The 24,824-nt window shown below is 65.5% G+C and carries 31 protein-coding genes; 5 read left to right on the top strand and 26 right to left on the bottom strand.

Annotated elements, in window-relative coordinates; translation table 11 throughout:
- The first annotated feature begins 4 nt into the window (after positions 1 to 4).
- The 5 genes from ACQY76_RS16915 to ACQY76_RS16895 all read left to right on the top strand — a co-directional run bounded on the left by ACQY76_RS16915 (position 5) and on the right by ACQY76_RS16895 (position 8,391).
- Positions 5 to 343, top strand: coding sequence for an FAD-dependent monooxygenase (locus ACQY76_RS16915; protein WP_428029877.1), 339 nt, complete (start codon positions 5 to 7; stop codon positions 341 to 343).
- Positions 344 to 606: 263 nt separating this feature from the next.
- Positions 607 to 1,119, top strand: coding sequence for a sigma-70 family RNA polymerase sigma factor (locus tag ACQY76_RS16910; protein WP_428029876.1), 513 nt, complete (start codon positions 607 to 609; stop codon positions 1,117 to 1,119).
- Positions 1,120 to 1,200: 81 nt separating this feature from the next.
- The gene (locus ACQY76_RS16905) at positions 1,201 to 2,178 is read left to right on the top strand and encodes a FecR family protein (RefSeq protein ID WP_428029875.1); all 978 of its coding nucleotides are present in this window, start codon (positions 1,201 to 1,203) and stop codon (positions 2,176 to 2,178) included.
- Positions 2,179 to 2,349: 171 nt separating this feature from the next.
- Positions 2,350 to 5,670 (top strand): TonB-dependent receptor domain-containing protein, encoded by a 3,321-nt coding sequence (locus ACQY76_RS16900; protein WP_428029874.1) that lies wholly within the window; start codon positions 2,350 to 2,352, stop codon positions 5,668 to 5,670.
- A 606-nt stretch (positions 5,671 to 6,276) separates the two neighbouring features.
- Entirely contained in the window at positions 6,277 to 8,391 is a 2,115-nt protein-coding gene (locus ACQY76_RS16895) for a glycosyltransferase family 39 protein (protein ID WP_428029873.1), read from the top strand.
- Between the two features lie 10 nt (positions 8,392 to 8,401).
- Here ACQY76_RS16895 and ACQY76_RS16890 read toward each other — a convergent pair whose 3' ends face one another.
- The 26 genes from ACQY76_RS16890 to rplV all read right to left on the bottom strand — a co-directional run bounded on the left by ACQY76_RS16890 (position 8,402) and on the right by rplV (position 24,824).
- A complete protein-coding gene (locus tag ACQY76_RS16890; protein WP_428029872.1) occupies positions 8,402 to 9,184 on the bottom strand; it encodes a polysaccharide deacetylase family protein in 783 nt (260 codons plus the stop codon).
- A 120-nt stretch (positions 9,185 to 9,304) separates the two neighbouring features.
- Entirely contained in the window at positions 9,305 to 10,405 is a 1,101-nt protein-coding gene (locus ACQY76_RS16885; RefSeq protein WP_428029871.1) for an RluA family pseudouridine synthase, read from the bottom strand.
- Positions 10,406 to 10,466: 61 nt separating this feature from the next.
- Complete coding sequence (gene crcB, locus ACQY76_RS16880) at positions 10,467 to 10,850, bottom strand: fluoride efflux transporter CrcB (RefSeq protein ID WP_428029870.1); 384 nt, start codon at positions 10,848 to 10,850, stop codon at positions 10,467 to 10,469.
- Positions 10,851 to 10,880: 30 nt separating this feature from the next.
- A complete protein-coding gene (locus ACQY76_RS16875) occupies positions 10,881 to 12,200 on the bottom strand; it encodes a replication-associated recombination protein A (protein WP_428029869.1) in 1,320 nt (439 codons plus the stop codon).
- A gap of 7 nt (positions 12,201 to 12,207) precedes the next feature.
- Positions 12,208 to 13,635: a DegQ family serine endoprotease gene (locus tag ACQY76_RS16870; protein WP_428029868.1), complete on the bottom strand. Its 1,428-nt coding sequence runs from the start codon at positions 13,633 to 13,635 to the stop codon at positions 12,208 to 12,210.
- Between the two features lie 146 nt (positions 13,636 to 13,781).
- Complete coding sequence (gene rplQ / locus ACQY76_RS16865; protein ID WP_428029867.1) at positions 13,782 to 14,210, bottom strand: 50S ribosomal protein L17; 429 nt, start codon at positions 14,208 to 14,210, stop codon at positions 13,782 to 13,784.
- A gap of 73 nt (positions 14,211 to 14,283) precedes the next feature.
- Positions 14,284 to 15,300, bottom strand: coding sequence for a DNA-directed RNA polymerase subunit alpha (locus tag ACQY76_RS16860; RefSeq protein WP_428029866.1), 1,017 nt, complete (start codon positions 15,298 to 15,300; stop codon positions 14,284 to 14,286).
- 126 nt (positions 15,301 to 15,426) lie between these two features.
- Positions 15,427 to 15,816: a 30S ribosomal protein S11 gene (rpsK, locus tag ACQY76_RS16855; RefSeq protein ID WP_018390623.1), complete on the bottom strand. Its 390-nt coding sequence runs from the start codon at positions 15,814 to 15,816 to the stop codon at positions 15,427 to 15,429.
- A 116-nt stretch (positions 15,817 to 15,932) separates the two neighbouring features.
- A complete protein-coding gene (gene rpsM, locus ACQY76_RS16850) occupies positions 15,933 to 16,301 on the bottom strand; it encodes a 30S ribosomal protein S13 (RefSeq protein WP_091444477.1) in 369 nt (122 codons plus the stop codon).
- Between the two features lie 189 nt (positions 16,302 to 16,490).
- A complete protein-coding gene (locus tag ACQY76_RS16845) occupies positions 16,491 to 17,075 on the bottom strand; it encodes an adenylate kinase (protein ID WP_428029865.1) in 585 nt (194 codons plus the stop codon).
- Positions 17,072 to 18,403, bottom strand: a complete 1,332-nt coding sequence (gene secY / locus ACQY76_RS16840) for a preprotein translocase subunit SecY (RefSeq protein WP_428029864.1) — start codon at positions 18,401 to 18,403, stop codon at positions 17,072 to 17,074. Before secY ends, ACQY76_RS16845 begins: the two co-directional genes overlap by 4 nt.
- A 55-nt stretch (positions 18,404 to 18,458) precedes the next feature.
- Positions 18,459 to 18,965: a 50S ribosomal protein L15 gene (rplO, locus tag ACQY76_RS16835; protein ID WP_428029863.1), complete on the bottom strand. Its 507-nt coding sequence runs from the start codon at positions 18,963 to 18,965 to the stop codon at positions 18,459 to 18,461.
- Positions 18,966 to 18,986: 21 nt separating this feature from the next.
- Complete coding sequence (rpmD, locus tag ACQY76_RS16830) at positions 18,987 to 19,178, bottom strand: 50S ribosomal protein L30 (protein WP_428029862.1); 192 nt, start codon at positions 19,176 to 19,178, stop codon at positions 18,987 to 18,989.
- 25 nt (positions 19,179 to 19,203) lie between these two features.
- The gene (rpsE, locus tag ACQY76_RS16825; protein WP_013166279.1) at positions 19,204 to 19,755 is read right to left on the bottom strand and encodes a 30S ribosomal protein S5; all 552 of its coding nucleotides are present in this window, start codon (positions 19,753 to 19,755) and stop codon (positions 19,204 to 19,206) included.
- A 43-nt stretch (positions 19,756 to 19,798) separates the two neighbouring features.
- Positions 19,799 to 20,161 (bottom strand): 50S ribosomal protein L18, encoded by a 363-nt coding sequence (rplR, locus tag ACQY76_RS16820; RefSeq protein ID WP_428029861.1) that lies wholly within the window; start codon positions 20,159 to 20,161, stop codon positions 19,799 to 19,801.
- Between the two features lie 12 nt (positions 20,162 to 20,173).
- Positions 20,174 to 20,707, bottom strand: a complete 534-nt coding sequence (gene rplF / locus ACQY76_RS16815) for a 50S ribosomal protein L6 (RefSeq protein WP_428029860.1) — start codon at positions 20,705 to 20,707, stop codon at positions 20,174 to 20,176.
- 20 nt (positions 20,708 to 20,727) lie between these two features.
- The gene (gene rpsH / locus ACQY76_RS16810) at positions 20,728 to 21,126 is read right to left on the bottom strand and encodes a 30S ribosomal protein S8 (protein WP_428029859.1); all 399 of its coding nucleotides are present in this window, start codon (positions 21,124 to 21,126) and stop codon (positions 20,728 to 20,730) included.
- 12 nt (positions 21,127 to 21,138) lie between these two features.
- A complete protein-coding gene (gene rpsN / locus ACQY76_RS16805; protein ID WP_428029858.1) occupies positions 21,139 to 21,444 on the bottom strand; it encodes a 30S ribosomal protein S14 in 306 nt (101 codons plus the stop codon).
- A gap of 59 nt (positions 21,445 to 21,503) precedes the next feature.
- Entirely contained in the window at positions 21,504 to 22,061 is a 558-nt protein-coding gene (gene rplE / locus ACQY76_RS16800) for a 50S ribosomal protein L5 (RefSeq protein ID WP_428029857.1), read from the bottom strand.
- Complete coding sequence (gene rplX, locus ACQY76_RS16795) at positions 22,054 to 22,371, bottom strand: 50S ribosomal protein L24 (protein ID WP_428029856.1); 318 nt, start codon at positions 22,369 to 22,371, stop codon at positions 22,054 to 22,056. Before rplX ends, rplE begins: the two co-directional genes overlap by 8 nt.
- On the bottom strand, positions 22,371 to 22,739 hold the full coding sequence (rplN, locus tag ACQY76_RS16790) for a 50S ribosomal protein L14 (RefSeq protein WP_018390610.1): 369 nt from the start codon (positions 22,737 to 22,739) through the stop codon (positions 22,371 to 22,373). The genes rplX and rplN overlap by 1 nt, the downstream gene beginning before the upstream one ends.
- Positions 22,740 to 22,812: 73 nt before the next feature.
- Positions 22,813 to 23,061 (bottom strand): 30S ribosomal protein S17, encoded by a 249-nt coding sequence (gene rpsQ / locus ACQY76_RS16785; RefSeq protein WP_183189293.1) that lies wholly within the window; start codon positions 23,059 to 23,061, stop codon positions 22,813 to 22,815.
- Between the two features lie 10 nt (positions 23,062 to 23,071).
- Positions 23,072 to 23,281, bottom strand: coding sequence for a 50S ribosomal protein L29 (rpmC, locus tag ACQY76_RS16780; protein ID WP_428029855.1), 210 nt, complete (start codon positions 23,279 to 23,281; stop codon positions 23,072 to 23,074).
- An 11-nt stretch (positions 23,282 to 23,292) separates the two neighbouring features.
- The gene (rplP, locus tag ACQY76_RS16775) at positions 23,293 to 23,706 is read right to left on the bottom strand and encodes a 50S ribosomal protein L16 (RefSeq protein WP_018390607.1); all 414 of its coding nucleotides are present in this window, start codon (positions 23,704 to 23,706) and stop codon (positions 23,293 to 23,295) included.
- A 30-nt stretch (positions 23,707 to 23,736) separates the two neighbouring features.
- Positions 23,737 to 24,444, bottom strand: coding sequence for a 30S ribosomal protein S3 (gene rpsC, locus ACQY76_RS16770; protein ID WP_428029854.1), 708 nt, complete (start codon positions 24,442 to 24,444; stop codon positions 23,737 to 23,739).
- On the bottom strand, positions 24,444 to 24,824 hold the full coding sequence (gene rplV, locus ACQY76_RS16765) for a 50S ribosomal protein L22 (protein ID WP_428029853.1): 381 nt from the start codon (positions 24,822 to 24,824) through the stop codon (positions 24,444 to 24,446). The genes rpsC and rplV overlap by 1 nt, the downstream gene beginning before the upstream one ends.

The raw sequence follows: 24,824 nt of genomic DNA, 5'->3' as shown, positions 1-24,824 counted from the left end.
AGGAATGTTCGTCTGGAAGGACGTTGCGTCATGCCGGAAGAAGGGCAGACCCCAATGTTGGGTAACATGTTCTTCCGTTCGTTTGCAATCGGCGCCGCGCGCCGTGTGGTGGTCGTCGATCTTCCGCATTTCAATGCGGCCGGTCGAGCGCTACCGCGACGGCAACGCGTCCCTCGCCGGCGATGCCTGCCACATCGACCCGCCGACCGACGGCCAGGGGATGAACATCGGCTTGCAGGACACCTATAACCTCGCTTCGAAGCTGGTGCTGGTGGCGAAGGGCGACGCGGTCAGGAGACCGCGCGCCAAGCGCTGTGCAAGAGCCGGCGACTATGAACGATGAACCGCAGCGTGCGCACGCTGTTGCCGGATGCTGTCCTTCACCATCTTCACCCGTCGTTCGCATCCGCGGCCTTTTTTATCTGTAATCAATCTAAATCATTGATGTTGCGCAACAATCTGAATTGTCTAGGTTGTCGCCCTACGACTGAATCTGCGCGGGCGATGAGCGGCGCGCGCCTTTCCCGGTAATCACCTTGGCTTTGAGCGCAACCTACTACTGGACAAAGTTGCCTCCTGATCTCGCTCGCGGCGGTGGGGCGAACCATGAATAAGGCGCTCAACCATTGGCTGGGCGATCTGTACCGGCGTCATCATCGTGACCTCGTGCGCTTCGCGGCTCGACTGGTGGGGGATCGCGACGGTGGCGAGGAGGTGGTGCAGAACGCCTATCTCCGGCTCGCCGGCCGGTCGGCGCAGGCGGTGGCAATCGAGCATCCCAAGACCTACGCCTTTACGGCGACCCGTACCGCCGCGATCGACTTCACGGCCCGGCGCCACGCCGAATGGCTCCACCGGGTCGCCATCGAGGAGATCGACGGGTTCGCCGCTATCGGCGATGCTGCTGCGGCTCTCCATCACCGGCAGCGCATCGTGCGGCTTGCTGTGCTGCTGAACGAACTGCCGGCGGCCTGCCAAACGGCTTTCGTGATGAACAAGCTGGAGGGGCGCGGCCACCGCGAGATCGCCGCGCATCTCGGCGTGTCCGTCAGCATGGTGGAGAAGCACATACTTCGTGCACTCATGCATTGCCGCGACCTGATGCGCGACGATGAGTAAGACGCGCGTGTTGGGGAGCATGCCGACGGCAACCGTCTACAAGTCCGCGCTCTTTTCAGGCTTTCGTGGGAGATCCCGTTGGTGACATCAGCCAGCGATCGACCCGCCTACCCGCCGCGCGCCCTGTCGGATGAGGCGCTGGCTTTCATCGTGCGCCTGCATTCCGGCGAGGCGCGGTCGGAGGTCGTCGCCGCCTTCGCCACCTGGCGACGACTGAGCCCGGACCACGAGGCCGCCGCGCGCGAGGCGGAACAGCTGTGGGGCGATGCCTCGGAACTGCATCAGGATTCGCGCAGCGGCCTCATCCGGCCCGGCACGGCACGGCACATCCAGTCCGGCCTCTCGCGACGCGCCCTGCTGGGCGGCGCCGCCGGCCTTGGCGTCGCGGGCGCGGGCGGCGCGTGGTTGCTGAGAACGCTGGGTCCCCGCGCGGACATCGCGACCGGCACGGGAGAGGTGCGGACAGTCACGCTGGCCGACCGCACGCGCGTGACGCTGAACGCCCGTAGCGCCCTTGCCCTCGACCTCACCGCTGCGCGTCGGCAAGTCCAACTGCTCGAAGGGCAGGCCTTCTTCGAGGTAGCGGCAGACCCCGCGCGTCCTTTCGAGGTGGCGGCGGGGGCAAGCCGGTTGCGCGCCCTCGGCACCGCCTTCGACGTCGATGCCAATCGCGGCGACGGCTCGCTGGCGGTGAGCGTGGTTGAGCACGGAGTGCAGGTCACGGCCGCCGGCGAACTGACGCTGAAAGCGGGCGAGCGCATCCGCATCGCCCCGGACGGCGGCCTCGGCGCGGTTACCCTCCAGCCGGCGGACGTCACCCTCGCCTGGCGCTCGGGCATGTACATCGCCGAAGACCGCTCGCTCGCCGATATCATCGCGGCGCTGCGCCCCTACCATTCGGGATGGATCGTTGCCCGCGGCGCGGCCATCGACGCCCTGCGCGTCAATGCGGTGCTGGACCTTCGTACCCCCGAAGCCTCGCTCGCGGCCCTCGCCCAGGGGCTGCCGATCCGGGTCATCGCCCTCTCGCCCTTCCTCACCATCGTCTCGGCGGCGTGAGCAAAATTTTCTGGCACGGCGCTGAGGATTTCCACCCCGCTCCCGGTCTTAGCCAGTGAGGGACCCGACGACCCGGCAGAACACGTCCCTCTTCACGCGAGCGGAGACAGGACTATGGCGGGCTTAAAGGGGCGGACTGGAATTCTGCGGGCATGCCTCGTGGCAACAACGATGCTGGTCCTGGCGCACGTTGCTACCGCCCAGGCGCAACAGTCGAGCGCGGCGCGGAACAGCTTTGACATTCCCGCCCAGCCGCTCGGGACGGCTCTGACTGCCTTCGCCCGCCAGACCGGCATCACGTTCGCCTATCCGGCCTCGCTCACCGCCGGGCGGATGTCCCCGGTGCTGCGCGGGAGCTTTTCGCCGGAGGAGGCGCTGGCCCGGCTGCTTGGCGGGAGCGGGCTGACCTATGCCTTCACCAACCCAACCCTTGTGACCATCTCCGCGCCGGTGTCGGGCCGCACGGATAACGCGGCCGACGGTGCAATCGAACTCGGCACGATCGACGTCACCGGTGCCGGCACGCCCGCCGACCTGCCGTTCGAAACCGCAGGCTCCACCAACTACATTTCCAGTGAGGAGATCGAGCGCTTCCCGCCGCAGACCGCCGGCGCGCTGTTCCAGGGCACGCCGGGCGTCATTTCTGGCGGCGGCAATAATGGCGCCTCGATCGACCCAAACATTCGCGGCCTGCAGGGCCAGAACCGCGTCGCGACGACGATCGACGGTTCGCAGCAATCCACGTCGAGCTATCGCGGCTATTCCGGTATCGACAGCCGTACCTATGTCGACCCTGATCTGATTTCCGGCATCACCGTCACCAAAGGCCCGGACGGCGCTGTGGCTGGCGCCATCGGCGGCACCATCGCCATGGAGACGCTGAACGTCGAGGACACCCTTCAGGCCGGGGAGCGCTGGGGCGTGCGTGCGCGTACCGGGCTCAGCACCAATTCGGTTGCTCCCTTGGTCGGCGAGACGGCGGCGGTGTTCGGCGACAGCGACGGAGCCGCTATCACCAATGGCAGCTTCGCGCTGGCGGTGCGGGAGGAGAACGTCGATCTCGTGGGCGCTTTCGTGCGGCGCCAGAGCGGCAATTACTTCGCTGGCACGCAGGGGTCCCTCACTACCACCGACTACCTCCGCAGCGAGGTGCCTCTGTCGAATTACGGGCGTGGCCAACTCGTCTACAACACCTCGGAAGACGTGACCTCGACGCTGCTGAAGGCCACCTTCCGCCCCACCGACGAGCAGCAGCTTCAAATCGGCTATCTCTATTACGGCAATGAGTTCGGCGAGGTGTCGCCGTCGCTGATCACCGCCGGCAACAAGACGACCTGGCAGATTCCGCTGAGCTCGGTCGAGATCAGCCAAGCCACGCTGCGCTATAATTACACGCCGGTCGACAACGACCTCGTCGACCTCAGGATCGACGCCTATGCTTCGCTCACCGACGAGACCAATGTCTTCGCCTCCCTCGGGAAGACGCCGAAGCTCGAGCAGCAGTCGGAAAATGTCGGCGTGAATGCCAGCAATACGTCGCGCTTCGTCGTCGCCGACATGCCGCTCGCGCTGAGCTATGGCGGCAGCTACGTGTATGAGAATGCGCGGCCTACCCAGGCCTACAACCCCTCCGACGTGGCGCTCTGGGCCATTCCGGCCAATGGCGAGCGGGAGGTTGGCGCGCTCTTCGCGCGGGTGAAGTGGGAGCCGGCCACCTGGCTCGAACTGAGTGCCGGCGTGGAATACCTGACCTACAACACATCCTTCAACGGCATCACGACCGCCGGCACGCCGGGCGATGCCTTCTCCGGCTATTCCGGCGACGGCTTCAGCCCGAGCGCCAGCATCGTCGTGACACCGTTCGAGGGCTGGCAGCTCTATGGCCAATACCAGGCCGGCATCCGGCCGCCGAGCGTGCGCGAGGCCAGCCAGACCCGGAGCGACCAGATCTTCAACGCGGCACTGGAGGCAGAGGAAGCCAGCAACTGGGAATTCGGCACCAATCTGATGCGCGAGGACGTGCTGATGACGGGCGACAAGCTGCGGCTGAAGCTCGCCTATTTCGACAACACCACCGACAATTACATCGGCCGCGAATTCACCGGCTATATGGGCCTGTTCAACTACGACTTCGTGCGCTTCAAGGGCGTCGAATTTTCCGGACGCTACGACACGGGCCGGGTCTTCGCCGATTTCGGCGTCAACTACTACACCGATTTCGAGGCCTGCCAGACGAACGGCCTGTGCACCGACTACACCCTGTCCGCAGACTACCTCACCAACCAGATCCCGCCGCGCTTCACCGCGTCGGTCACCGCCGGTGCCCGCTTCTTCGACGAACGGCTGACGCTGGGCGGGCGCGTCACTTACATGAGCGAGCGGCTGGTGCCGGTCGAGGCCGATAGCGGCTTCTTTGCCTGGGTGACGAAGGTGTGGGAGCCCTACACGGTGGTCGACGCCTTCGCCCAATGGAAGCTGAACAGCAATCTGACGCTCGATGTCAGCGTGCAGAACCTGCTCGACACCTATTATGTCGATGCGCTGAACAACACCGATATGCCGGCCCCCGGCCGCACCTTCATGGCGACGCTCACGGGCACCTTCGGCAGCGACGAGCCGATGGCCCCGCTGCCTTTCCACCTGCGCGCCAATGGCGAGCGCTGGACCGGCCTCTACGCCGGCGGCTCGGTCGGCTACGGCTTCGGCTCGGTCGACGGCACCACGACGCTGGCGGATGGCAGCTACGCGTCCCGTGCCTTCGCGGAATCTGCGGATGAAACCTTCAGCGGCGGAATTTGGGGCGGGCAGCTCGGCTATAGCTACCAGTTCGCCAATGGCTTCGTGATCGGTGCCGAGGCCGACTATCTTCATGCCGGCATGGGAAGTTCGGGTGTCCTCGGTGCCACAGAGGGCGCCGCCCTGATCGCCAATCGCATGCAGGAAGCCCAGACCGACTATTCTTTCGACTGGATGACGACCCTCCGCGCGAAGGCTGGCTACGCGTTCACCGACCAGTGGCTGGTCTACGGCACGGCGGGCGTCGCCTTCCTGCGCGAAACCGAGACGCGGACGCAGTACATCAGCAACTTTGCGGACGCGAACAATCCCGGCGGAACCCGGACGGAGATCAGCTTTTCCGAGACGGCCAGACAGACCCGGACCGGCTTCACCCTCGGCGCCGGTGCGGAATACGCCATCGACGACCGGTGGTCGGTCAAGGCCGAGTACTCCTTCGCCGGCTTCGATGCCGAGAGTTTCACGTTCTGGAAGGCGCGCTCGGGGGTGACCAAGACCTATTCGAAGCAGGTGGGCACCGCCTGGGTGGTGCGCAACCAGACCGCATGCGGCCTCCTCGGGGGCCGGTGGTGCGATCTGGTCGAGCGGCCGGTCTATGAGGACGTGATCGGCTCTTCCACCATCGCCGACGGCCGAGACGCCTCGAACTCGGCCGCGTTCCAGGCGGTCAAGATCGGCCTCAACTACAGGTTCTAGGTAATACGGCCGCCCCCTCAGTTGGAGAAGGAGTGCCCCCGCCGTCTGGCAGAATGGGCGAGGGTAGCGGGGCTGGGCTGTTGCCGCGGCCTACTGTGTCGCGGGATGATCGGGCAGTGGGTCACCCCTTCGGGCGGCGCCTGCGCGATCTCATGCTCGACACGCGTCGAGACCGCAGGCGGCTCGGCGACCCCACAGCGCTTTAGGTGTAATCACCGCAGCGCGCATCAACCAATCCCGGCGTCGGCATGAATGCCGCGAAGGCTTTGCCCAAGCTCTCCGCTCCCCATGCGCGGCGCGACACTGAACGAACTGACCGCGTTGAGCTTGCTGCGGAGCATTTAACTCACCATCGGTGCCGGGCTCGTCGAGGGCCGTGAAGGCTCGCCCGTGGAGCGGCCGACATTGCCCGTAAGCCCTCCACCCGCCCTCCGCTCCAGCGCAACTCCCCTGATTGTCGATCGTCAGCCGCCTCAGCGGGAGAAATCGACAGCCTCCTGTCAGCATTTCTGACTGAATCTCGTGGAGAGAACGGGGAAGATTGGCCCATCGCCACTCCCCGACGGCACGGTTGAGCGGGTGAGACGATGAACGGCACAGAACGCCGTGCGGCGAATAGCCGGCAATTGCAGCAGCACGGAACCGGCGGGCGACGCGCGGCCGATCACAGCCGGGCTGGGGCCGTATCCGCTCGCCCAGCGCGGCCCGGCATCGGGGCTGCGTGACGTGCCGATCATCTCGCTGGAACGTGTCGACGGCACGTCGAAGACTGAACCGGGCCGGGGGGCGGCGCCTGTGCGGCGGCTTTTCGCCCTTGTGGGAGGCGCCGAGTGGGCCACGCGCTCTGCGATTTTCGGCAGCGCCGCCCTGCTGGTCGATTTCCTGGCCTTCCGCATCCTTATCTTCATCGGCGTCGGACTTGCCGGCGCGCAGCTCGCGAGCTTCTGCCTCGCCAGCCTGTCGAACTATGCGCTGAATGTGCGCTGGACGACCGCCAATGCCCTTGCGACCGGGCGGCACCCCGCGTTCGAGCGTTACGCGCGCTATCTCGCCGTCGCCCTCCTGGCGCTCTCCCTGCGCATCGGGATCCTGGCATGTGCCAGCCGTTTCGCGAACGTGCCCGCGCCCCTGTCGATCCTGCTCGCCATGGCCGGCACAGCCCTCGTGACCTCGGTCGGCACAGCCCTGTTCGCCTTTCCGCCGGCGAGAACGGGGCTCTCGGGGGCCCTCCAATGGCGTGTGGCGGTCATTGCGGCGGCCGGCTATGCGATTGTGCTGCGCCTGCTTTTCCTCGGGGTCGCCGATCTGCTGCCACAGGAGGCCTATTACTGGGACTACGCCCAGCACCTCGACATCGGCTATCTCGACCACCCGCCAATGGTCGCCTGGCTGATCTGGGGCGGAACCCACCTGTTCGGCGACAACGAATTCGGCGTGCGCATTGCCGCATGGTTTGGCTGGGGCGTAACGGCGTTCTTCAGCTTTCGCCTCGCGCAGCAGCTGTTCGGCAGGTCGGCGGCTCTGGTCAGCGTGCTTCTGGTCGCGACCCTGCCGTTCTTCTTCGCGACCGGGCTGGTGATGACACCCGATGCGCCGCTCACGGCGTGCTGGGCGGGAGCGCTGTACTTTCTCCAGCGCGCCCTGTGCGGCGGCGAGCGAAGGGCCTGGTTGGGCGTCGGCATCTGCCTGGGCCTGGGCATGCTGTCGAAATACACCATCGTGCTGCTCGTTCCGGCAAGCGTGCTGTTCATGCTGGTCGAGGCGCGCGCACGCGTCTGGTTGCGGCGTCCCGAGCCCTATCTCGCCGCCGCCCTCGCACTCGTCATCTTCCTGCCGGTCATCGTCTGGAACCTGGAGAACGGCTTCGCCTCCTTTGCCTTCCAGAGCACACGCCGCATAGAGGGCGTGGTTCGTTTCTCGCTACCGGAACTGCTGCTCAGCCTTGCCGCCCTGCTCACGCCGACCGGGCTGGCTGCCGCGCTGATCGCCCTTTGGCCGCGCCTACGGTCGGCAGGGCCGAAGCCGATGAGCGGGGAAGGCCGCGACAGGGTCAGCTTCGTCGCCATCTTCACGCTAGTGCCGCTGTCCGTCTTCATCGCCTTCAGCCTGTTTCACATGGCGAGGCTGAACTGGACCGGTCCGCTCTGGCTTGCGGTGCTGCCGGCGCTCGCCGCCGGCATCGTGTCACCGGCTTCCGCCTTCGAGCGGCGCATGCGTCGCGCCTGGGGCCCCACGCTCGCCATCAGCCTGGTGGTCTACGGCATCGGCCTCAGCTATCTGGTCGCCGGACTGCCCGGATTGGGAGATGTCCCGCGTTTTCCAACGGTGCCGGTGGCCTGGCGCGACTTCGGCCAGCAGGCAGCCGGCATCGCCGGCGATGTCAGGCACGCCACGGGTCAGGAACCGCTGCTGATCGGCCTCGATGCCTACAACATCGCCAGCGAACTGGCGTTCTACGGCAAGGGCGATGCGAGGGGCCGCGGCAACTCCGTCGGCCGGGCCGTCCTTGGCCAGCCCGGTCTCATGTATGGCTACTGGTATCCCGCCAATACTCTCCGAGGGCGGCCAGCCGTGCTGTTCGCCGTCGCACGGGGCCAGCTCGAGAACCCCATGCGGGCCGCCCATTTCCGCAGCACGGGCGAGGTGATGGAACACGAGGTCATGAAGGATGGCCGGCTGGAGGGGCACTTCTACACCAGGACGGGCGTCATCCTGCCGTGATGCCGGCCCTCTACGGCGCCGCAGCCGTCTGCGGGGGCGGCGGCACGATATGCACGACGCGGTAGCCCTTCTCCTTCAGCGCGCTGAGGAAGGCCGGCAGCATCTTTGCCGTCTGCTCGCGCGTATCGTGGAAGAGAATGATGCCCCGTCCCGCATGGTCGAGGCGGCCCATGACCAGAGTGAGCTGCGCCTCCGGCGTCATCAGGTTCCAGTCGGAGGCCCAGAGATCCGCGCCGAAAACGCCGATCCCACGCTGCCCGAGATAGGCCAGCAGTTCGGGTGACGACCCGAATCCCGGAAAGCGGAAGAAAGGCACGCGGGGACGCGTACCGGCGGCGCCATAAGCGGCCTTGTCGTCCGCCTTCAGCCCTTTCTCGATATCCGCCACGGCCTTGTCATAGGGGATATCGGCCAGCGTCATCGGATGGGTCATGCTGTGATGGCCCACCGTATGCCCCTCGGCGATCTCGCGGCGCAGAAGGTCCGGATGAGCGGCCGCGTTCCGCCCGATGACGAAGAAGGTCGCCCGCACACATTCGTGCGCCAGCGCCTTCAGGACGGCCGGCGTCGTACCGGGCAACGGGCCGTCGTCGAAGGTGAGCACGACTTCGTGGTCGGCGAGGTCGAGAGTCTGCGGAAAGTGCTTGGTTCCAACCTGAAGACCGACCGGATCGACCTCCATGACCCGGGAGGTGCCGAGCCTGCCCGCGCAATCGGGCGCGGCCCGCGCGGGGGCGGCAAGGCACAGGCTCAAGGCCAGCGGGAGGGCGGCACGGAAGACGGGGCACAGCATGCGAAACATCCACAGGGACCGGTCGCGACCTGCCTACCCCATCGCCCGCCCGCGCGCCATCCGCATCGCGAGCGCGAACAGACCAGCCGCCACCGGCGGCCGCATGGCTCGGCCGCAGCCTCAGCTTTCCGGCGCGTCGACGATCGGGTCGTACTGGCTGGCATCGAAGCCAAGCACGTTCCAGCTCTGCTGCATGTGCGGCGGCAGAGGTGCCGAAACGTCGATAAGCCGGTCGCCGCCGCGCGGATGCGGGATGACCAGGCGGCGCGCCAGCAGGTGCAGGCGATTCTGCAGCCCGCCCGGCAGCGGCCAGTTCTCGATGTCGAAATATTTCGGGTCGCCGACGATGGGATGGCCGATATGGGCGGCGTGGGCGCGCAGTTGGTGGGTGCGGCCGGTCACCGGCTTCATCGACAGCCAGGCGAGTTTCTGCGCCGCGTGGTCCACCACGGCGTAATAGGAAATCGCGTGGCTTGCCTCGTCGTCGCCATGGCGGGCGACGCGCATTTTTTCGGCCGCCTCGTCCTTGGCGAGATAGGTCGAGATACGGCCCTGCGCGGGGCGCGGCACGCCCGGCACGAGCGCCCAGTAGACCTTGCGGGCCGAGCGCGAGCGGAAGGTCTTGGCGAGCGTCGACGCCGACAGGCGGGTCTTCGCCACCAGCAGGATGCCGGACGTGTCCTTGTCGATGCGGTGGACGAGGCGCGGCTTCTGGCCGTCATCGCCGCGCAGCGCCTCCAGCATGCCGTCGACATGGCGGAAGGTGCCGGAGCCACCCTGCACGGCAAGGCCGAACGGCTTGTTGAGCACCAGCACGTCGCGGTCCTCGTAAAGCGTCATGTCCTTGAGGGCGCGGAAGTCCTTGTCGTCGCTGCTGGAGCGCCGCACCGCCGGCGCCGCGATGTCCGCTTCGCCATCGGCGGAAGGCGCGGACCGGGTCGCGCGCGGCGGGGGCGCCTCGCCGCGTGCCTTGGCCTCCTCCGCTTCCAGATGCTCGGCGGCGGAGAGTTGCGGCTTCTCCTCCAGCGGCGGAATGCGGATGCTCTGGCCGGCGGAAAGGCGGGTATTGGTCTTCACCCGGCCGCCCTCCACCCGCACCTGCCCGCTGCGCAGCAGCTTCTGCAGGTGGCCGAAGGAAAGGTCGGGGAAATGCGACTTGAACCAGCGGTCGAGCCGCATGCCCTCTTCATCCGCGTCGACGCGGCGTGTCTCAACGGCCATGATATGGATACTCCTCGCCCCAGCACATAGCCGAGACAAGGCCCCGCGTCACGCGCGAGCGTCAGGCGAGAGCGCGCATCAGCGCCAGCCCGCCGAACACGCCGGCCAGCGACAGCGCGACAGAGCCGCCGACATAGAGCGCCGCAAGCCCCGTGTCGCCACGTTCCACCAGCAGCGCCGTGTCGAGCGAGAAGGTCGAGAAGGTGGTGAACCCACCGAGAATGCCGGTGATGATGAAGGCGCGCGCATGCATGGTCCAGGCGCCGCTCGCCATGAAGGTCAGCCATCCGGCGACGATGCCGATGGTGAAACTGCCGATGATGTTGATCGCCATGGTCCCGTAGGGAAAGCCCATGCCGAAAATCCGCATGGCCGCCATGCCCAGCGCGTTGCGCAGCACGCCGCCAATGCCGGCGCCGATGAAGATGAGAAGAATGCCTTGCACCCGCCAGCCCGCCTGTTTGCTCGTCCCGATCTATGTGCCGCCCTGGCGTTCCGTCCGGAGCCGCGCCCAATACTCCAGGCGCTTCTTCACCTCGCGCTCGAAGCCGCGTTCGTTCGGCGTGTAGAAGTCTGCCCGGGGATCGCCGGCGAATTCTTCGGGAAAGAACTCTTGTCCCGAAAACGCATCGGGAAAATCGTGATCGTACTGGTAGCCGGCGTGGTAGCCGAGCTCTTTCATCAGCTTGGTCGGCGCGTTCAGTATGTGCTTGGGCGGCGGCAGCGATCCGGTCTTTTGCGCCAGGGCCAGGGCCGCGTTGAAGGCGGAATAGGCGGCGTTGGATTTGGGCGCCGTCGCCACATAGGCGATGGCCTGCGCCAGAAACAGGCGCCCCTCCGGCCAGCCGACACGCTCGAAGGCCGTCCACGCCGCCACCACCTGCGGCATTGCCTGCGGGTCGGCCATGCCGACATCCTCCGAGGCCGCGCAGCACAGGCGGCGGAACACCGTGCCGGGGTCCTCGCCGCCCGTCAGCATGCGCGCGGCCCAGTACATGGCGCCGTTCACATCGGAACCGCGCAGGCTCTTATGGAAGCAGCTCAGCAGATTATAGTGCTCGTCCTGCCCCTTGTCGTAGATCGGCGCGCGCTTCTGCATGGTCGCGGCAAGGCCGGCAATGTCGAGATCCGGCCCGTCCGGCAGCGATAGCAGTTCCTCCGCCAGGCCGAGCAGATAGCGCCCGTCGCCGTCGGCCATGCCGGCCAGCGCGCCGCGCGCCTCCGGGTCGAGCGGCAGGCGGCGGCCCTCCAGTTCCTCGGCCCGCTGCAGAAGCCGCTCGATGGCGTCCGCGTCGAGCGACTTGAACACCAGCACGCGCGCCCGCGACAGCAGCGCCGCGTTCAGTTCGAAGGACGGGTTCTCCGTCGTCGCGCCGATCAGCGTGATGGTGCCGTCCTCCATCACCGGGAGGAAGCCGTCCTGCTGGGCGCGGTTGAAGCGGTGGATCTCATCGACGAAGAGCAGCGTGCCCTGCCCGATCGCCCGGCGCCCGCGCGCTGCCTCGAACACCTTCTTCAAATCGGCGACGCCGGTGAAGATGGCCGACACCTGCTCGAAATGCAGGCTGGTCTCGCGCGCCAGCAGCCGCGCCACCGTGGTCTTCCCGGTGCCCGGCGGGCCCCAGAAGATGAGCGAGCCGAGCGAGCGATTGGCGATCATGCGCGTGAGCGCGCCCCCCTCGCCCGTCAGGTGTTCCTGGCCCACCACCTCGGCGAGCTTCTGCGGGCGCAGCCGGTCGGCAAGCGGCCGAGGGGCGGAGCCGTCCAGTCCGGCGGAAGCGAAGAGGTCGGACAAGGCCGCCTCAACCCGGCAGCAGGGCGGAGATGACCCGCCCGCCGCGCTGGAGCGTCACCCGCCACGCCCTTGCTGGCACGCGGGTGATCCGCTGGAGATCGGCCGTCGTCGCGATGGCGGTGCCGTTGATGTCCATGATGACGTCGCCGGGGCGGAAGCTCGTGCGCTCGGCGGGCGACCCCTCTTCGACAGACAGAATCACCACGCCCTTGATAGCGTCGATGGTGCGCATCTCCTCGATCACCGCCGGCGAGAGGTTGACCACCGTCGCCCCCGACAGGGGCGAGCGACCGGCCAGGGTGACCTCGTCCCGCGGCACCGTCTCGGGCGCTGCCTCCAGCGCGACCTTGACCGTCACCGGCTTGCCCTGCCGGACGATCCCGAGGTCGACGGTGCCCCCCAGCGGACGCGTGGCGAATCGGTAGCCGAAGGCGTCCGGATCGTCGACCTCCTGCCCAGCCACCGTGACAATGAGGTCGCCGGCACGCAAATCGGCCTTCGACGCCGGGCTGCCCGGGAAAATGTTCTGCACCAACGCCCCGGTGGGGCGCACCACGTCGAGCCCTTCGGCGATATCGGGCGTCACCTGCTGGAGATCGGCACCCAGCCACGGACGACGCACCACCGTGCTGCCCGACATCGCCGACTGCAGCACCACCCGCACCATGTCGGCCGGGATGGCGAAGCCGATGCCCTGCGAGCCGCCGGATCGCGAGAAGATGGCCGTGTTGATGCCGACCACACGTCCCGCCCCGTCCACCAGAGCGCCGCCGGAATTGCCGGGATTGATAGCCGCATCGGTCTGGACGAAGAAGCCGTAATCGGTGATTCCCCGCTGGGTGCGGGCGAGTGCCGAGACGATCCCCTGCGTCACCGTCTGGCCGACGCCAAACGGGTTGCCGATCGCGAGTACGATGTCGCCCACCTGAAGGTCATCCGACGAGCCGAGGACCGCTGAGGGGAAATCGCCCTTTCCTTCCTTGATTCGCAGGATGGCGATATCCGTGCGCGGATCACGCAGCACTACCTCGGCATCGAATTCGCGCTTGTCGGCCAGCGACAGGCGGATTTCGTCGGCGCCGTCAATGACGTGGTTATTGGTGACAACGATGCCGGATGGGTCCACCAGCACGCCCGAACCCAGCGAACGCTGGATCCGCTCGCGCGGCATGTCCAGGCCGGGCACATCCGGCCCTCCCCGATCGCCGAAGAAGCGCCGGAAGAACGGGTCCTCCAGCAGCGGGTTGTTCCGCTGCGCGGTCTTCAGCGCATAGACGTTGACGATGGCCGGCGCCGTGCGGGCGACGACAGGGGCGAAGCTGAGGCCGATTTCGGCGCGTGAGGCGGGTACGCGCGGGCCGCCGGCGGCGGGAGCCTGGGCGAGCGCCGGGGCAGCGACGAGAAGCGAGGCGGCGATGAGGGCAAAGCGTTTCATGACGCCAGATATAATCCCCGCCCTGTGGCGTAGGAAGGGCCGTGATGCGAGGCTCGGTGTTCTGCAGGACCCCGGCGCGGCACCACAAAGAAAAGGGGCGGCCAAGCCGCCCCAATCCGAAATTTATCGTCCAGCTTCCGTCGCGATCACGCGGCGGCGGCTTCCTCGGACTTGGCGGCCTCGTGGCGGGCCAGGTCGGCGGCGCCCTTGGCCGACTCATCACGATCGACCAGCTCGATCACCGCGATGGCCGCGTTGTCACCATGGCGGAAGCCCGCCTTGATGATGCGGATGTAGCCGCCATTGCGTTCCTTGTAGCGCGGGCCGATCACGTCGAAGAGCTTGCGCACGACCGCGACGTCGCGCACTTCGGCGATCGCCTGGCGGCGGGCGTGAAGGCCGCCACGCTTGCCGAGGGTGATCAGCTTCTCCACCACCGGGCGAAGATCCTTCGCCTTGGGCAGAGTGGTCATGATCTGCTCGTGGGTGAGCAGGGCCTGCGCCATGTTGGCGAACATCGCCTTGCGGTGTTCGGCCGTGCGGTTGAACTTGCGATATGTCTTGCCGTGGTTCATGGCAAAATTCCTAAAATGCGGCGGCTTTCGAGCCGGGAGATACGGGTGACGGCTCGAACGCCGCGCTCAATGCTCAGTAGTGATCTTCGAACCGCTTGGCGAGATCCTCGATGTTCTCGGGCGGCCAGCCCGGCACTTCCATGCCGAGGTGCAGGCCCATGCTGGCGAGAACTTCCTTGATCTCGTTCAGCGACTTGCGGCCGAAGTTCGGGGTACGGAGCATCTCCGCCTCGGTCTTCTGGATCAGGTCGCCGATATAGACGATGTTGTCGTTCTTCAGGCAGTTCGCGGAACGAACCGAGAGCTCCAGCTCGTCCACCTTCTTGAGCAGCGCGGGGTTGAAGGGCAGCTCCTGCATGACAGGGCTTTCCGTCTCGCGCTTGGGCTCTTCGAAGTTGACGAAGATTTCGAGCTGGTCCTGCAGGATGCGCGCAGCATAGGCCAGCGCATCCTCGGGGCCCACCGAACCGTTGGTCTCGATGGTCAGGGTCAACTTGTCGTAATCGAGAATCTGGCCCTCGCGGGTGTTCTCGACCTTGTAGGAGACCTTCTTCACCGGCGAATAGAGGCTGTCGACCGGAATGAGACCGATCGGCGCGTCCTCGGGGCGATTGCGGTCGGCCGCAACATAGCCCTTGCCGGTGTCGACGGTGAACTCCATGCGGATTTCAGCGCCGTCGTCGAGGGTGCACAGCACCAGCTCGGGGTTCAGCACCTGGACGTCGCCCACGGTCTGGATGTCGCCGGCGGTGACGACGCCCGGACCCTGCTTCTTCACGACCATGCGCTTGGGGCCATCGCCCGCCATCTTGATGGCGATGTCCTTGATGTTGAGGACGATGTCGGTCACATCCTCGCGCACGCCCGGGATCGACGAGAATTCGTGCAGCACGCCGTCAATATGCACGGAGGTCACCGCCGCGCCCTGCAGCGACGACAGCAGGATGCGACGCAGCGCATTGCCGAGCGTCTGGCCGAAGCCACGCTCGAGCGGCTCGGCGACCACGGTCGCAAGACGCTTCGGATCGCTGCCGAGGGCGACCTCAAGCTTCTCGGGCTTGATCAGCTCTTGCCAATTCTTTTGAATCACGACGTCACCCTTGGTTTCGACGGTGCCCCGGACTCCCTGCCCGGCAACTTCCCCCCACCGGCGGGAGGAGGAAGGCCAGATGCAGCGGCCCCTGCGGCGCCCGAAGCGCCGCTGGATGATTAGGCGTCAGACGCGCCGACGCTTGCGCGGACGGCAGCCATTGTGCGGGATCGGCGTCACGTCGCGGATCGACGTCACGGTGAAACCCGCCGCCTGGAAGGCACGAAGCGCCGATTCACGGCCCGAACCGGGACCGGAGACCTCGACTTCGATGGTGCGCATGCCGTGATCGGCGGCCTTGCGGGCGCAATCCTCGGCGGCAACCTGCGCCGCATACGGCGTGGACTTGCGCGAACCCTTGAAGCCCATGGCACCCGCCGACGACCAGGCAATGGTGTTGCCCTGCGCGTCGGTGATGGTGATCATGGTGTTGTTGAACGACGCATTCACATGCGCGACGCCGGAGGCGATGTTCTTGCGCTCACGGCGCTTAATGCGGGCAGCTTCTTTAGCCATAGACCTCGGATCCTTCGGGCGCGCCCGTCATTCCAGGCGCTCGGGACAGTATGCAAAACGAATGCGCCGGCCGCGCGAGGCGCCGGCGCGAATAAGCGGGCTTGCGCCCGCTCAGATCACTTCTTCTTGCCGGCGATCGCCTTGGCCGGACCCTTGCGGGTACGGGCATTGGTGTGGGTCCGCTGACCACGCACCGGCAGGCCACGACGATGCCGCAGGCCGCGATAGCAGCCGAGGTCCATCAGGCGCTTGATGTTCATCGAGACTTCGCGACGCAGGTCGCCCTCGACCAGATAGTCGCGATCGATCGTCTCGCGGATCTGAAGCACTTCCTGGTCGGTGAGCTGGTTCACCCGACGCTCGACCGGAATGCCGACCTTCTCAACGATCTCAGCGGCATTCTTGGCGCCGATGCCGTGAATATACTGAAGCGCAATGATGACGCGCTTGTTGGTCGGGATGTTAACGCCTGCGATACGAGCCAAGTCGCTCACTCCATGTGAACCGGACAAGCCGGTGAGAAAAATGCCTGCATCCGGTGGAGGCCGGCCTTGCAGGAACTACGCACGAGGCCGCCCGACATCAGCGAATGATGTCGATGGGCGGCACCCGCATAAGTGAAGCGCGGCACATAGAGCGATTCCGCCCTCATGTCAAGCCGCACGCTTAACCACTCAGACCATTTCGAGAACGTCCGAGATCGCCTTGGTCACGTCATCGATCGGCTTCATGCCGTCGATCGTCGCCAGCATGCCGCGCTCGGCATAGTAGGGAGCGACCACGGCGGTGTCGCGATTGAAGGCGTCGAGCCGGGTCTTGAAGACTTCCGGATCGTCATCCCGCCGTACCGGCTCGCCGCGCGCCGCGGTTTCCTTGGCGCGCTGGACGATGCGGTGGACCAGCTTGTCCTGGTCGACCCTGAGCTCGATCACGGCGTCGAGCTTGAGGCCCTTCTCCGCGAGAATGCGGTCGAGTGCCTCGGCCTGCGCGACCGTGCGGGGAAAACCGTCGAGGATGAAGCCCTTGCCGCAGTCCTGCTGGTCGATTCGCTCGGAGATGATGCCGATCACGATCTCGTCCGAGACCAGGTTGCCGGCATCCATCACCGCCTTCGCCTTCAGGCCGATCGGCGTGCCATCACGGACGGCTTCGCGCAGCATGTCGCCGGTCGAGAGCTGCACGATGCCATGGCGCGCGACCAGACGCTGCGCCTGCGTGCCCTTCCCCGCCCCCGGAGGTCCGAGCAGTATTAGCCTCATCGGCGCTTCCCCTTGAGCTTGGCCTTCTTGACCAGCCCCTCATACTGGTGCGCCAGCAGATGACCCTGAACCTGGGCCACCGTATCCATGGTCACGCTCACCACGATCAGCAGCGAGGTGCCGCCGAAGTAGAACGGAACCGCGGCATAGGAGATGAGAATCTCCGGGAAGAGGCACACGATCGCAAGGTAAGCGGCACCGATGACGGTAATGCGAGTCAGCACATAGTCGATGTACTCGGCCGTGCGCTCGCCCGGACGGATGCCCGGCACGAAGCCGCCATGCTTCTTCAGATTGTCCGCCGTCTCGGTCGGGTTGAACACGATGGCGGTGTAGAAGAAGCAGAAGAACACGATCAGCAGCACGTAGAGCAGCATGAACAGCGGCTGCCCGTGGCCGATGAGCGTCGTCACCGTGGTGAGCCAGCCCGGACCCTGGCCCTGCGTGAAGCTCGCCACCGTGGTGGGGATGAGCAGCAGCGACGACGCGAAGATCGGCGGGATGACGCCCGAGGTGTTGAGCTTCAGCGGAAGGTGCGAGGACTGGCCCTCATACACCTTATTGCCGACCTGGCGCTTCGGGTACTGGATCAGCAGCCGGCGCTGCGCACGCTCCATGAACACGATGAACATGATCACCGCAGCGGCCATCAGGATCACCGCGAGGATGATGCCGGTGGAGAGCGCGCCCTGGCGGCCGAGTTCCAGCGTGTTGGCGATGGCGGAAGGCAGTTCCGCCACGATGCCGGCGAAGATGATCAGCGAGATGCCGTTGCCGATGCCGCGCGAGGTGATCTGCTCGCCCAGCCACATCAGGAACATCGTGCCGCCGGTTAGCGTGATCACGGTGGAGATGCGGAAGAACCAACCGGGATCGGCCACCACGGCGCCGGAACCTTCAAGCCCGACCGCGATGCCATAGGACTGGAACACGGCGAGCACCACGGTGAGGTAGCGCGTATACTGGTTGATCTGCTTGCGGCCCGACTCGCCTTCCTTCTTCAGCGCTTCCAGCGTCGGGGAGACGGTGGTGAGGAGCTGGATGATGATGGAGGCCGAGATGTAGGGCATGATGTTCAGGGCGAAGATCGCCATGCGCGAAACCGCGCCGCCCGAGAACATGTTGAAAAGGCCGATGATGCCCTGCTGCGCCGTGCGGAACACGTCGGCGAGCGCGTCGGGATTGATCCCGGGCATCGGAATATAGGTGCCCAGCCGATAAACGAGAAGCGCACCCAGGGTGAACCAGATGCGCTTCTTCAGTTCGTCGGCTTTTGCCAGAGCACCGAAGTTGAGGTTTGCCGCGAGCTGTTCTGCTGCCGAGGCCATGGTGGCTCCGCTCCTCGTCTGTGCCCTGAAAATTCGGTAAGACCTGACTTAAGCGTCAGGCCGCCGTTTCGCCAGTCTTGGTCTTGCCGGTCTTGGCCTTCGACGCCAGGAGCGTCAGAGTGCCGCCAGCCTTTTCAATCGCTTCGACAGCCGACTTGGTGGCATGGGACACTTCCAGCGTGACCTTGGCGGTCAGCTCGCCCGAACCCAGCACGCGCACGCCGTCCTTGGCGCGGCGCAGGACGCCCGCCTCGACCAGCGCCGCCTGGGTGATCGCCGCCTTGCCGTCCAGCTTGCCCGCATCGATCGCGGTCTGGATGCGGCCGAGGGAAACCTCGTTCCAATCCAGCGCGAAGATGTTGGTGAAGCCGCGCTTGGGCAGGCGCCGATGGATCGGCATCTGGCCGCCCTCGAAGCCCTTGATCGCGACGCCGGTACGCGAGGTCTGACCCTTCACGCCGCGGCCCGCGGTCTTGCCCTTGCCCGAACCGATGCCGCGGCCGACGCGCATGCGCTTCTTGCGGGCGCCGGAATTGTCCTTGATCTCGTTAAGGATGCTCATCGCCAGTCTCCTACAGCGCCGTCACGCTTCGACGACGCGGACGAGGTGGCGGACCTTGTAGATCATGCCACGTACCGCCGGGGTGTCTTCAAGCGTCGAGCGACGCCCGAGCTTATTGAGGCCGAGACCGATCAGCGTCGCCCGCTGAGCCTGGGGCCGGCGGATCGGGCTGCCGGTCTGCTCGACCGTAACCGTGTTGCTGCTGTTCGCCATGATTAGCTTCCCTACCACTCAGGCGTCAGTCGGTCGCTTCGGCGTCGTCGACGCGACGGCGCGACTGAAGCTGCGAGACCTTGAGGCTGCGGCGCGCCGCGACAAGACGCGGGCTGTCCTGGTTCTTCAGGGCCTCGAAGGTCGCACGGACCATGTTGTACGGGTTGGACGAGCCGAAAGACTTCGCCACCACGTCCTGCATGCCGAGCGTCTCGAAGACGGCGCGCATGGGGCCGCCGGCGATGATGCCCGTACCGGCCGGAGCCGCGCGCAGGATGACCTTGCCGGCGCCATGATGGCCATGCACGTCATGATGCAGGGTACGGCCTTCGCGCAGCGGCACGCGGATCAGCGCGCGCTTGGCGGCTTCCGTCGCCTTTCGGATGGCTTCCGGCACTTCACGCGCCTTGCCGTGGCCGAAGCCGACGCGACCCTTCTGGTCGCCGACAACCACCAAGGCGGCGAAGCCGAAGCGACGGCCACCCTTCACAACCTTCGCGACACGATTGATGTGGACCAGCTTGTCCACGAACGTGTTGTCGCGATCCTCGCGTTCACGCTCACGTTCACGAGCCATGATCATATCCTCGTCGTTCTGCGGGGGGATCCCGCTCGTGATCTCAGAAGTTGAGACCGCCCTCACGGGCGGCCTCGGCGAGCGCCTTGACGCGGCCGTGATAGATGAAGGCGCCGCGGTCGAAGACCACGTCCTTCACACCGGCTGCGACGGCGCGTTCCGCCACGAGCTTGCCGATCGCCTGCGCCGCGGCGACATCCGCGCCGGTCTTCAGGCTTTCCCGCAGGGTCTTCTCAAGCGTCGAGGCGGACGCAAGCGTCACGCCGCGCGCATCGTCGATGACCTGCGCATAGATGTGCTTCGACGAGCGATGCACCGAAAGGCGCGGCCGCCCGTTCGCCGTCGTGCGGAGAGCACGACGGACACGCGCCTTACGGCGCTCGGTAGCGTCCTGATACTGTGCCATGGTTCGGGTCCGTTACTTCTTCTTGCCTTCCTTGCGGAAGATGAACTCACCCGCGTACTTCACGCCCTTGCCCTTGTAGGGCTCGGGACCGCGATAGTCGCGAATCTCGGCGGCGACCTGACCGACCTTCTGGCGGTCGATGCCGCTCACGACGATCTCGGTCGGCTTCGGCGTGACGATCTGGATCCCTTCCGGGATCGCATAGTTCACGTCGTGGCTGAAGCCCAGCGCCAGGCTGAGGTTCTTGCCCTGCACGGCGGCGCGATAGCCGACGCCGCTGATCTCGAGCTTCTTCTCGAAGCCCTTGGTGACGCCTTCGACCAGGTTGGCCACCAGCGTGCGGGAAAGGCCCCACATCGCCTTGTGGCGGTTGGTCTCGCCGTTGAGGGAGAACAGGATAGCCCCGTCCTCCATCTTCACCGCGATCTCGTCGACGACTTTGGTTTCGAGGGACCCCTTGGGGCCCTTCACCGTCACCGTCTGGCCGTCAACCGACGCCGTGACGCCGGCCGGAATGGTGATGGGTGCTTTACCGATCTTGGACATGTGCTCTCTCTCCTCCCCGATCAGAAGACCGTGAAGAGGACCTCGCCGCCCACGTTCTTGTCGCGGGCTTCGTGGTCCGCCATCACGCCCTGCGGCGTGGAGACGACAGCGACGCCAAGGCCGTTGGCGACGCGGGGAAGGGTCTTGACGGACGAATAAACCCGCCGACCCGGCTTGGAGACGCGCGCAATCTCACGGATCACCGGCTCGCCATCGAAGTACTTGAGCTCGATCTCGAACTCGGTACGGCCGTTGACGGGCTCGGAAGCCGAATAGCCGCGGATGTAACCCTCGGCCGCGAGGACCTCCAGCACGCTGGCGCGCAGACGCGAGCCCGGCGTGGAGATCTTTTCCTTGCGACGCATCTGGGCGTTGCGGATGCGGGTAATCAGATCGCCGATCGGATCAGTCGTAGACATGTTCGACCCTCCTCACCAGCTCGACTTGACGAGGCCAGGAATCTGGCCCTGCGAACCGAGCTCGCGCAGCGCGATACGGCTCATCTTCATCTTGCGGTAATAGGCGCGCGGACGCCCGGTGATCTCGCACCGGTTGCGAATGCGAACCTTCGCCGAATTGCGGGGCAACTCCGCCAGCTTGAGGACCGCCGCGAAGCGCTCCTCGATCGGCAGTTCCTTGTTGCTCACCAAGGCCTTGAGACGCGAACGCTTGCCGGCATAGCTCTTAACGAGCTTCCGGCGGTGTTCGTTCTTCTCGACCGAGCTCTTCTTGGCCATATGATCTTGCTCCTAGTCTCCGCGTTTGGGGCTCCCGCCCCACAGCCGGAAGGGGATGCTTACTGACGGAACGGGAAGTTGAAGGCCTTCAGAAGCGCGCGCGCTTCCTCGTCCGTCTTCGCCGTCGTGCAGACGATGATGTCCATGCCCCACATCTGATCAACCTTGTCGTAGTTGATCTCAGGGAACACGATATGCTCCTTGATGCCGAGCGCGAAATTGCCGCGACCGTCGAAGCTCTTCGGGTTCAGGCCGCGGAAATCGCGGACGCGCGGCAGGGCGATGTTCACCAGCCGGTCCACGAACTCGAACATGCGGGTCTTGCGAAGGGTGACCTTCGCGCCGACCGGCTGGTTCTCGCGCAGCTTGAAGTTCGAGATCGCGTTGCGGGCGCGGGTGACCACCGGGCGCTGGCCGGCGATCAACGCCAGATCCGCAGCCGCAGTCGTCACCTTCTTCGTATCGGCCGTCGCCTCGCCAACACCCATGTTGATGACGATCTTGTCGATCGTCGGCACTTCCATGGGGTTCTTATAGCCGAACTGCTCGATCATCTGCTTGCGGACGACGTCCTCATAGAGGGACTTCATCCGCGGGCTGTAGCTGGTCTCAGCCATCGATCTTCTCCCCCGAGCGCTTGGCGACGCGCACCTTGGTGCCATCTGCCTGCACAAGGAAACCGACGCGGGTCGGCTTGCCATCCTTCGGATCGGCGATCGCGATATTCGACAGGTTGATCGGGGCCTCCTTGGAGATGATCCCGCCTTCCTGGTTCGCGCTCTGCCGCTGGTGACGCTTCACGAGGTTGGCACCGCGCACGCGCGCCTTGCCTTCCTTGGGGAGCACCTCGAACACCTCGCCCGTGCGACCCTTGTCGCGGCCGGTGAGAATGACGACCTTGTCGCCCTTCTTGATCTTAGCGGCCATCAAAGCACCTCCGGCGCCAGCGAGATGATCTTCATGTGGTTCTTGGCGCGAAGCTCGCGCGGAACCGGCCCGAAGATACGGGTGCCGACCGGCTCCTTGTTGTTGTTGATCAGCACGGCCGCATTACGGTCGAAACGAATCACCGAACCATCCACGCGACGAATGTCCTTGGCTGTGCGAACCACAACCGCCTTCATCACGTCGCCCTTTTTCACGCGGCCGCGCGGGATAGCTTCCTTCACCGACACCACGATGATGTCACCGACATGGGCATACTTGCGCTTCGAACCGCCAAGCACCTTGATGCACATGACGCGACGCGCACCGGAATTGTCCGCCACGTCGAGATTGGTCTGCATCTGGATCATGACGCACCTATTTCTCGCAAAAACCGCGCGCAGCCGTCACCGGCGCGCGCCCCTCAATCCCGTTTCCGGGCGCTCAGACTTCAGCCCGCTTCTCGCCCTGGACAACGATCCAGTTCTTGAGCTTGGACAAGGGGCGGTGCTCCTCGATCCAGACGGTGTCGCCTTCCTTCCAAGCGTTGCCCTCATCATGGGCATGGTACTTCTTGGAACGGCGGACGGTCTTCTTCAGCAGCGGATGGGTGAAACGGCGCTCGACCCGGACCACGACGGTCTTGTCCTGCTTGTCGCTCACCACGACGCCCTGCAGCAAACGCTTCGGCATCGCCCTCTCCTCACTTAGCCTTGGCCGCCGAAGCGACCTTCTGCGCCTGGATCGTCTTGACCCGCGCGATATCGCGGCGGATCTGACGAACCCTCGACGTGTTCTCGAGCTGGCCGGTAGCCTTCTGGAAGCGCAGGTTGAACTGCTCCTTCTTGAGGCCCAGCAGCTGGTCCTGCAGCTCGTCCGCAGTCTTCGTCCGAATGTCGGAAGCCTTTGTCATTTGTCCCTCCGTCACTCAGCGATGCGTTCGACGAAACGCGTCTTGATCGGCAGCTTGGCTGCCGCCAGCCGAAGCGCTTCACGGGCGATATCCTGGCTCACGCCATCGATCTCGAACATGATGCGGCCGGGCTTGATCTTGGCGGCCCAATAGTCGGGCGCGCCTTTACCCTTACCCATGCGGACTTCGGTCGGCTTCGAAGACACCGGCACGTCAGGGAACACGCGGATCCACACCCGGCCCGCACGCTTCATGTGACGGGTGAGCGCGCGACGCGCGGCTTCGATCTGACGCGCGGTCACGCGCTCCGGCTCCAGGGCCTTGAGCCCGAACTGGCCGAAATTGAGGTCAGTTCCGCCTTTCGCAACGCCGTGGATACGGCCTTTGAACTGCTTGCGGAACTTCGTGCGCTTTGGTTGCAGCATGTCGCGCCTCTTATTCCTTCATCACTCTGTTCACGCCGCGTCGCGGCGAGACGAGCGACCACCCGAAGATTCACTTTCCGCCTGGCGCTTATCCTGCGCCATCGGATCGTGCTCCAGGATCTCGCCCTTGAAGATCCAGACCTTGACACCGCAGGTGCCGTAAGTCGTGAAGGCGGTGGCCGTACCGTAATCCACGTCCGCGCGCAAGGTGTGAAGCGGCACGCGCCCTTCACGATACCATTCGAGACGGGCGATTTCGGCGCCGCCGAGACGGCCCGCGCAGTTGATACGAATGCCTTCCGCGCCCAGACGCATCGCTGACTGCACCGCGCGCTTCATGGCGCGACGGAACGCCACACGGCGCTCGAGCTGCTGGGCAATCGATTCGGCGACAAGGCGCGCGTCAATTTCGGGCTTCCGAATCTCGACGATGTTGATGAAGACTTCCGAGTTGGTCATCTCGGCAACCTTCTTGCGCAGCTTGTCGATGTCCGCGCCCTTCTTGCCGATCACCACGCCCGGACGAGCCGAGTGGATGGTGACGCGGCACTTCTTGTGCGGACGCTCGATCACGATCTTGGAGACCGCGGCCTGCTTCAGCATCTTCTGCAGCACTTCACGGATCTTGATATCCTCGTGAAGCAGCTGGCCGTACTCGCCCTTGCCCGCGAACCAGCGCGAATCCCAGGTGCGGTTGATGCCGAGCCGCAGCCCGACCGGGTTGACCTTCTGACCCATCAGGCCTTCTCCTCGACTTCACGCACCACGATGGTGATATGCGAGAACGGCTTCTCGATCCGGCTCGCACGACCACGGGCGCGGGCCGCGAAGCGCTTCATGACTAGGCCCTTGCCGACATGCGCCTCGGCGACGATCAGATCGTCGACGTCGAGCTCATGATTGTTCTCGGCATTGGCGATCGCCGATTCCAGGCACTTCCTCACGTCGCCGGCGATCCGCTTGCGCGAGAACTGAAGATCGGCCAGAGCGGTCGCGACCTTCTTGCCCCGGATAAGACCGGCGACGAGGTTGAGCTTCTGGGGGCTGACGCGAAGGTTACGCGCAACCGCCTTGGCTTCCGTATCCGCGAGCGTGCGCGGACGAGCTGCCTTTCCCAT

Origin of the sequence: Ancylobacter sp. (assembly GCF_965279025.1) — a bacterium.
GTDB lineage: Bacteria > Pseudomonadota > Alphaproteobacteria > Rhizobiales > Xanthobacteraceae > Ancylobacter.
This window is presented reverse-complemented; position numbering and strand designations above follow the sequence as displayed.

Coding starts and splice junctions, on each gene's coding strand:
- ACQY76_RS16890 (WP_428029872.1), bottom strand. CDS start 9,184: ATGCTGTGCCCCGTCTTCCGTGCCGCCCTCCCGCTGGCCTTGAGCCTG.
- ACQY76_RS16845 (WP_428029865.1), bottom strand. CDS start 17,075: ATGAGGCTAATACTGCTCGGACCTCCGGGGGCGGGGAAGGGCACGCAG.
- rplQ (WP_428029867.1), bottom strand. CDS start 14,210: ATGAACCACGGCAAGACATATCGCAAGTTCAACCGCACGGCCGAACAC.
- rpsE (WP_013166279.1), bottom strand. CDS start 19,755: ATGGCTCGTGAACGTGAGCGTGAACGCGAGGATCGCGACAACACGTTC.
- rplV (WP_428029853.1), bottom strand. CDS start 24,824: ATGGGAAAGGCAGCTCGTCCGCGCACGCTCGCGGATACGGAAGCCAAG.
- rpsK (WP_018390623.1), bottom strand. CDS start 15,816: ATGGCTAAAGAAGCTGCCCGCATTAAGCGCCGTGAGCGCAAGAACATC.
- rplO (WP_428029863.1), bottom strand. CDS start 18,965: ATGAGCATCCTTAACGAGATCAAGGACAATTCCGGCGCCCGCAAGAAG.
- rpsN (WP_428029858.1), bottom strand. CDS start 21,444: ATGGCCAAGAAGAGCTCGGTCGAGAAGAACGAACACCGCCGGAAGCTC.
- rpsC (WP_428029854.1), bottom strand. CDS start 24,444: ATGGGTCAGAAGGTCAACCCGGTCGGGCTGCGGCTCGGCATCAACCGC.
- rpmC (WP_428029855.1), bottom strand. CDS start 23,281: ATGACAAAGGCTTCCGACATTCGGACGAAGACTGCGGACGAGCTGCAG.
- ACQY76_RS16910 (WP_428029876.1), top strand. CDS start 607: ATGAATAAGGCGCTCAACCATTGGCTGGGCGATCTGTACCGGCGTCAT.
- rplX (WP_428029856.1), bottom strand. CDS start 22,371: ATGGCCGCTAAGATCAAGAAGGGCGACAAGGTCGTCATTCTCACCGGC.
- rplN (WP_018390610.1), bottom strand. CDS start 22,739: ATGATCCAGATGCAGACCAATCTCGACGTGGCGGACAATTCCGGTGCG.
- ACQY76_RS16915 (WP_428029877.1), top strand. CDS start 5: ATGTTCGTCTGGAAGGACGTTGCGTCATGCCGGAAGAAGGGCAGACCC.
- rpsH (WP_428029859.1), bottom strand. CDS start 21,126: ATGTCTACGACTGATCCGATCGGCGATCTGATTACCCGCATCCGCAAC.
- ACQY76_RS16870 (WP_428029868.1), bottom strand. CDS start 13,635: ATGAAACGCTTTGCCCTCATCGCCGCCTCGCTTCTCGTCGCTGCCCCG.
- rplE (WP_428029857.1), bottom strand. CDS start 22,061: ATGGCTGAGACCAGCTACAGCCCGCGGATGAAGTCCCTCTATGAGGAC.
- secY (WP_428029864.1), bottom strand. CDS start 18,403: ATGGCCTCGGCAGCAGAACAGCTCGCGGCAAACCTCAACTTCGGTGCT.
- rpmD (WP_428029862.1), bottom strand. CDS start 19,178: ATGGCGAACAGCAGCAACACGGTTACGGTCGAGCAGACCGGCAGCCCG.
- rplP (WP_018390607.1), bottom strand. CDS start 23,706: ATGCTGCAACCAAAGCGCACGAAGTTCCGCAAGCAGTTCAAAGGCCGT.
- ACQY76_RS16900 (WP_428029874.1), top strand. CDS start 2,350: ATGCTGGTCCTGGCGCACGTTGCTACCGCCCAGGCGCAACAGTCGAGC.
- ACQY76_RS16885 (WP_428029871.1), bottom strand. CDS start 10,405: ATGGCCGTTGAGACACGCCGCGTCGACGCGGATGAAGAGGGCATGCGG.
- rplR (WP_428029861.1), bottom strand. CDS start 20,161: ATGGCACAGTATCAGGACGCTACCGAGCGCCGTAAGGCGCGTGTCCGT.
- rpsQ (WP_183189293.1), bottom strand. CDS start 23,061: ATGCCGAAGCGTTTGCTGCAGGGCGTCGTGGTGAGCGACAAGCAGGAC.
- rplF (WP_428029860.1), bottom strand. CDS start 20,707: ATGTCCAAGATCGGTAAAGCACCCATCACCATTCCGGCCGGCGTCACG.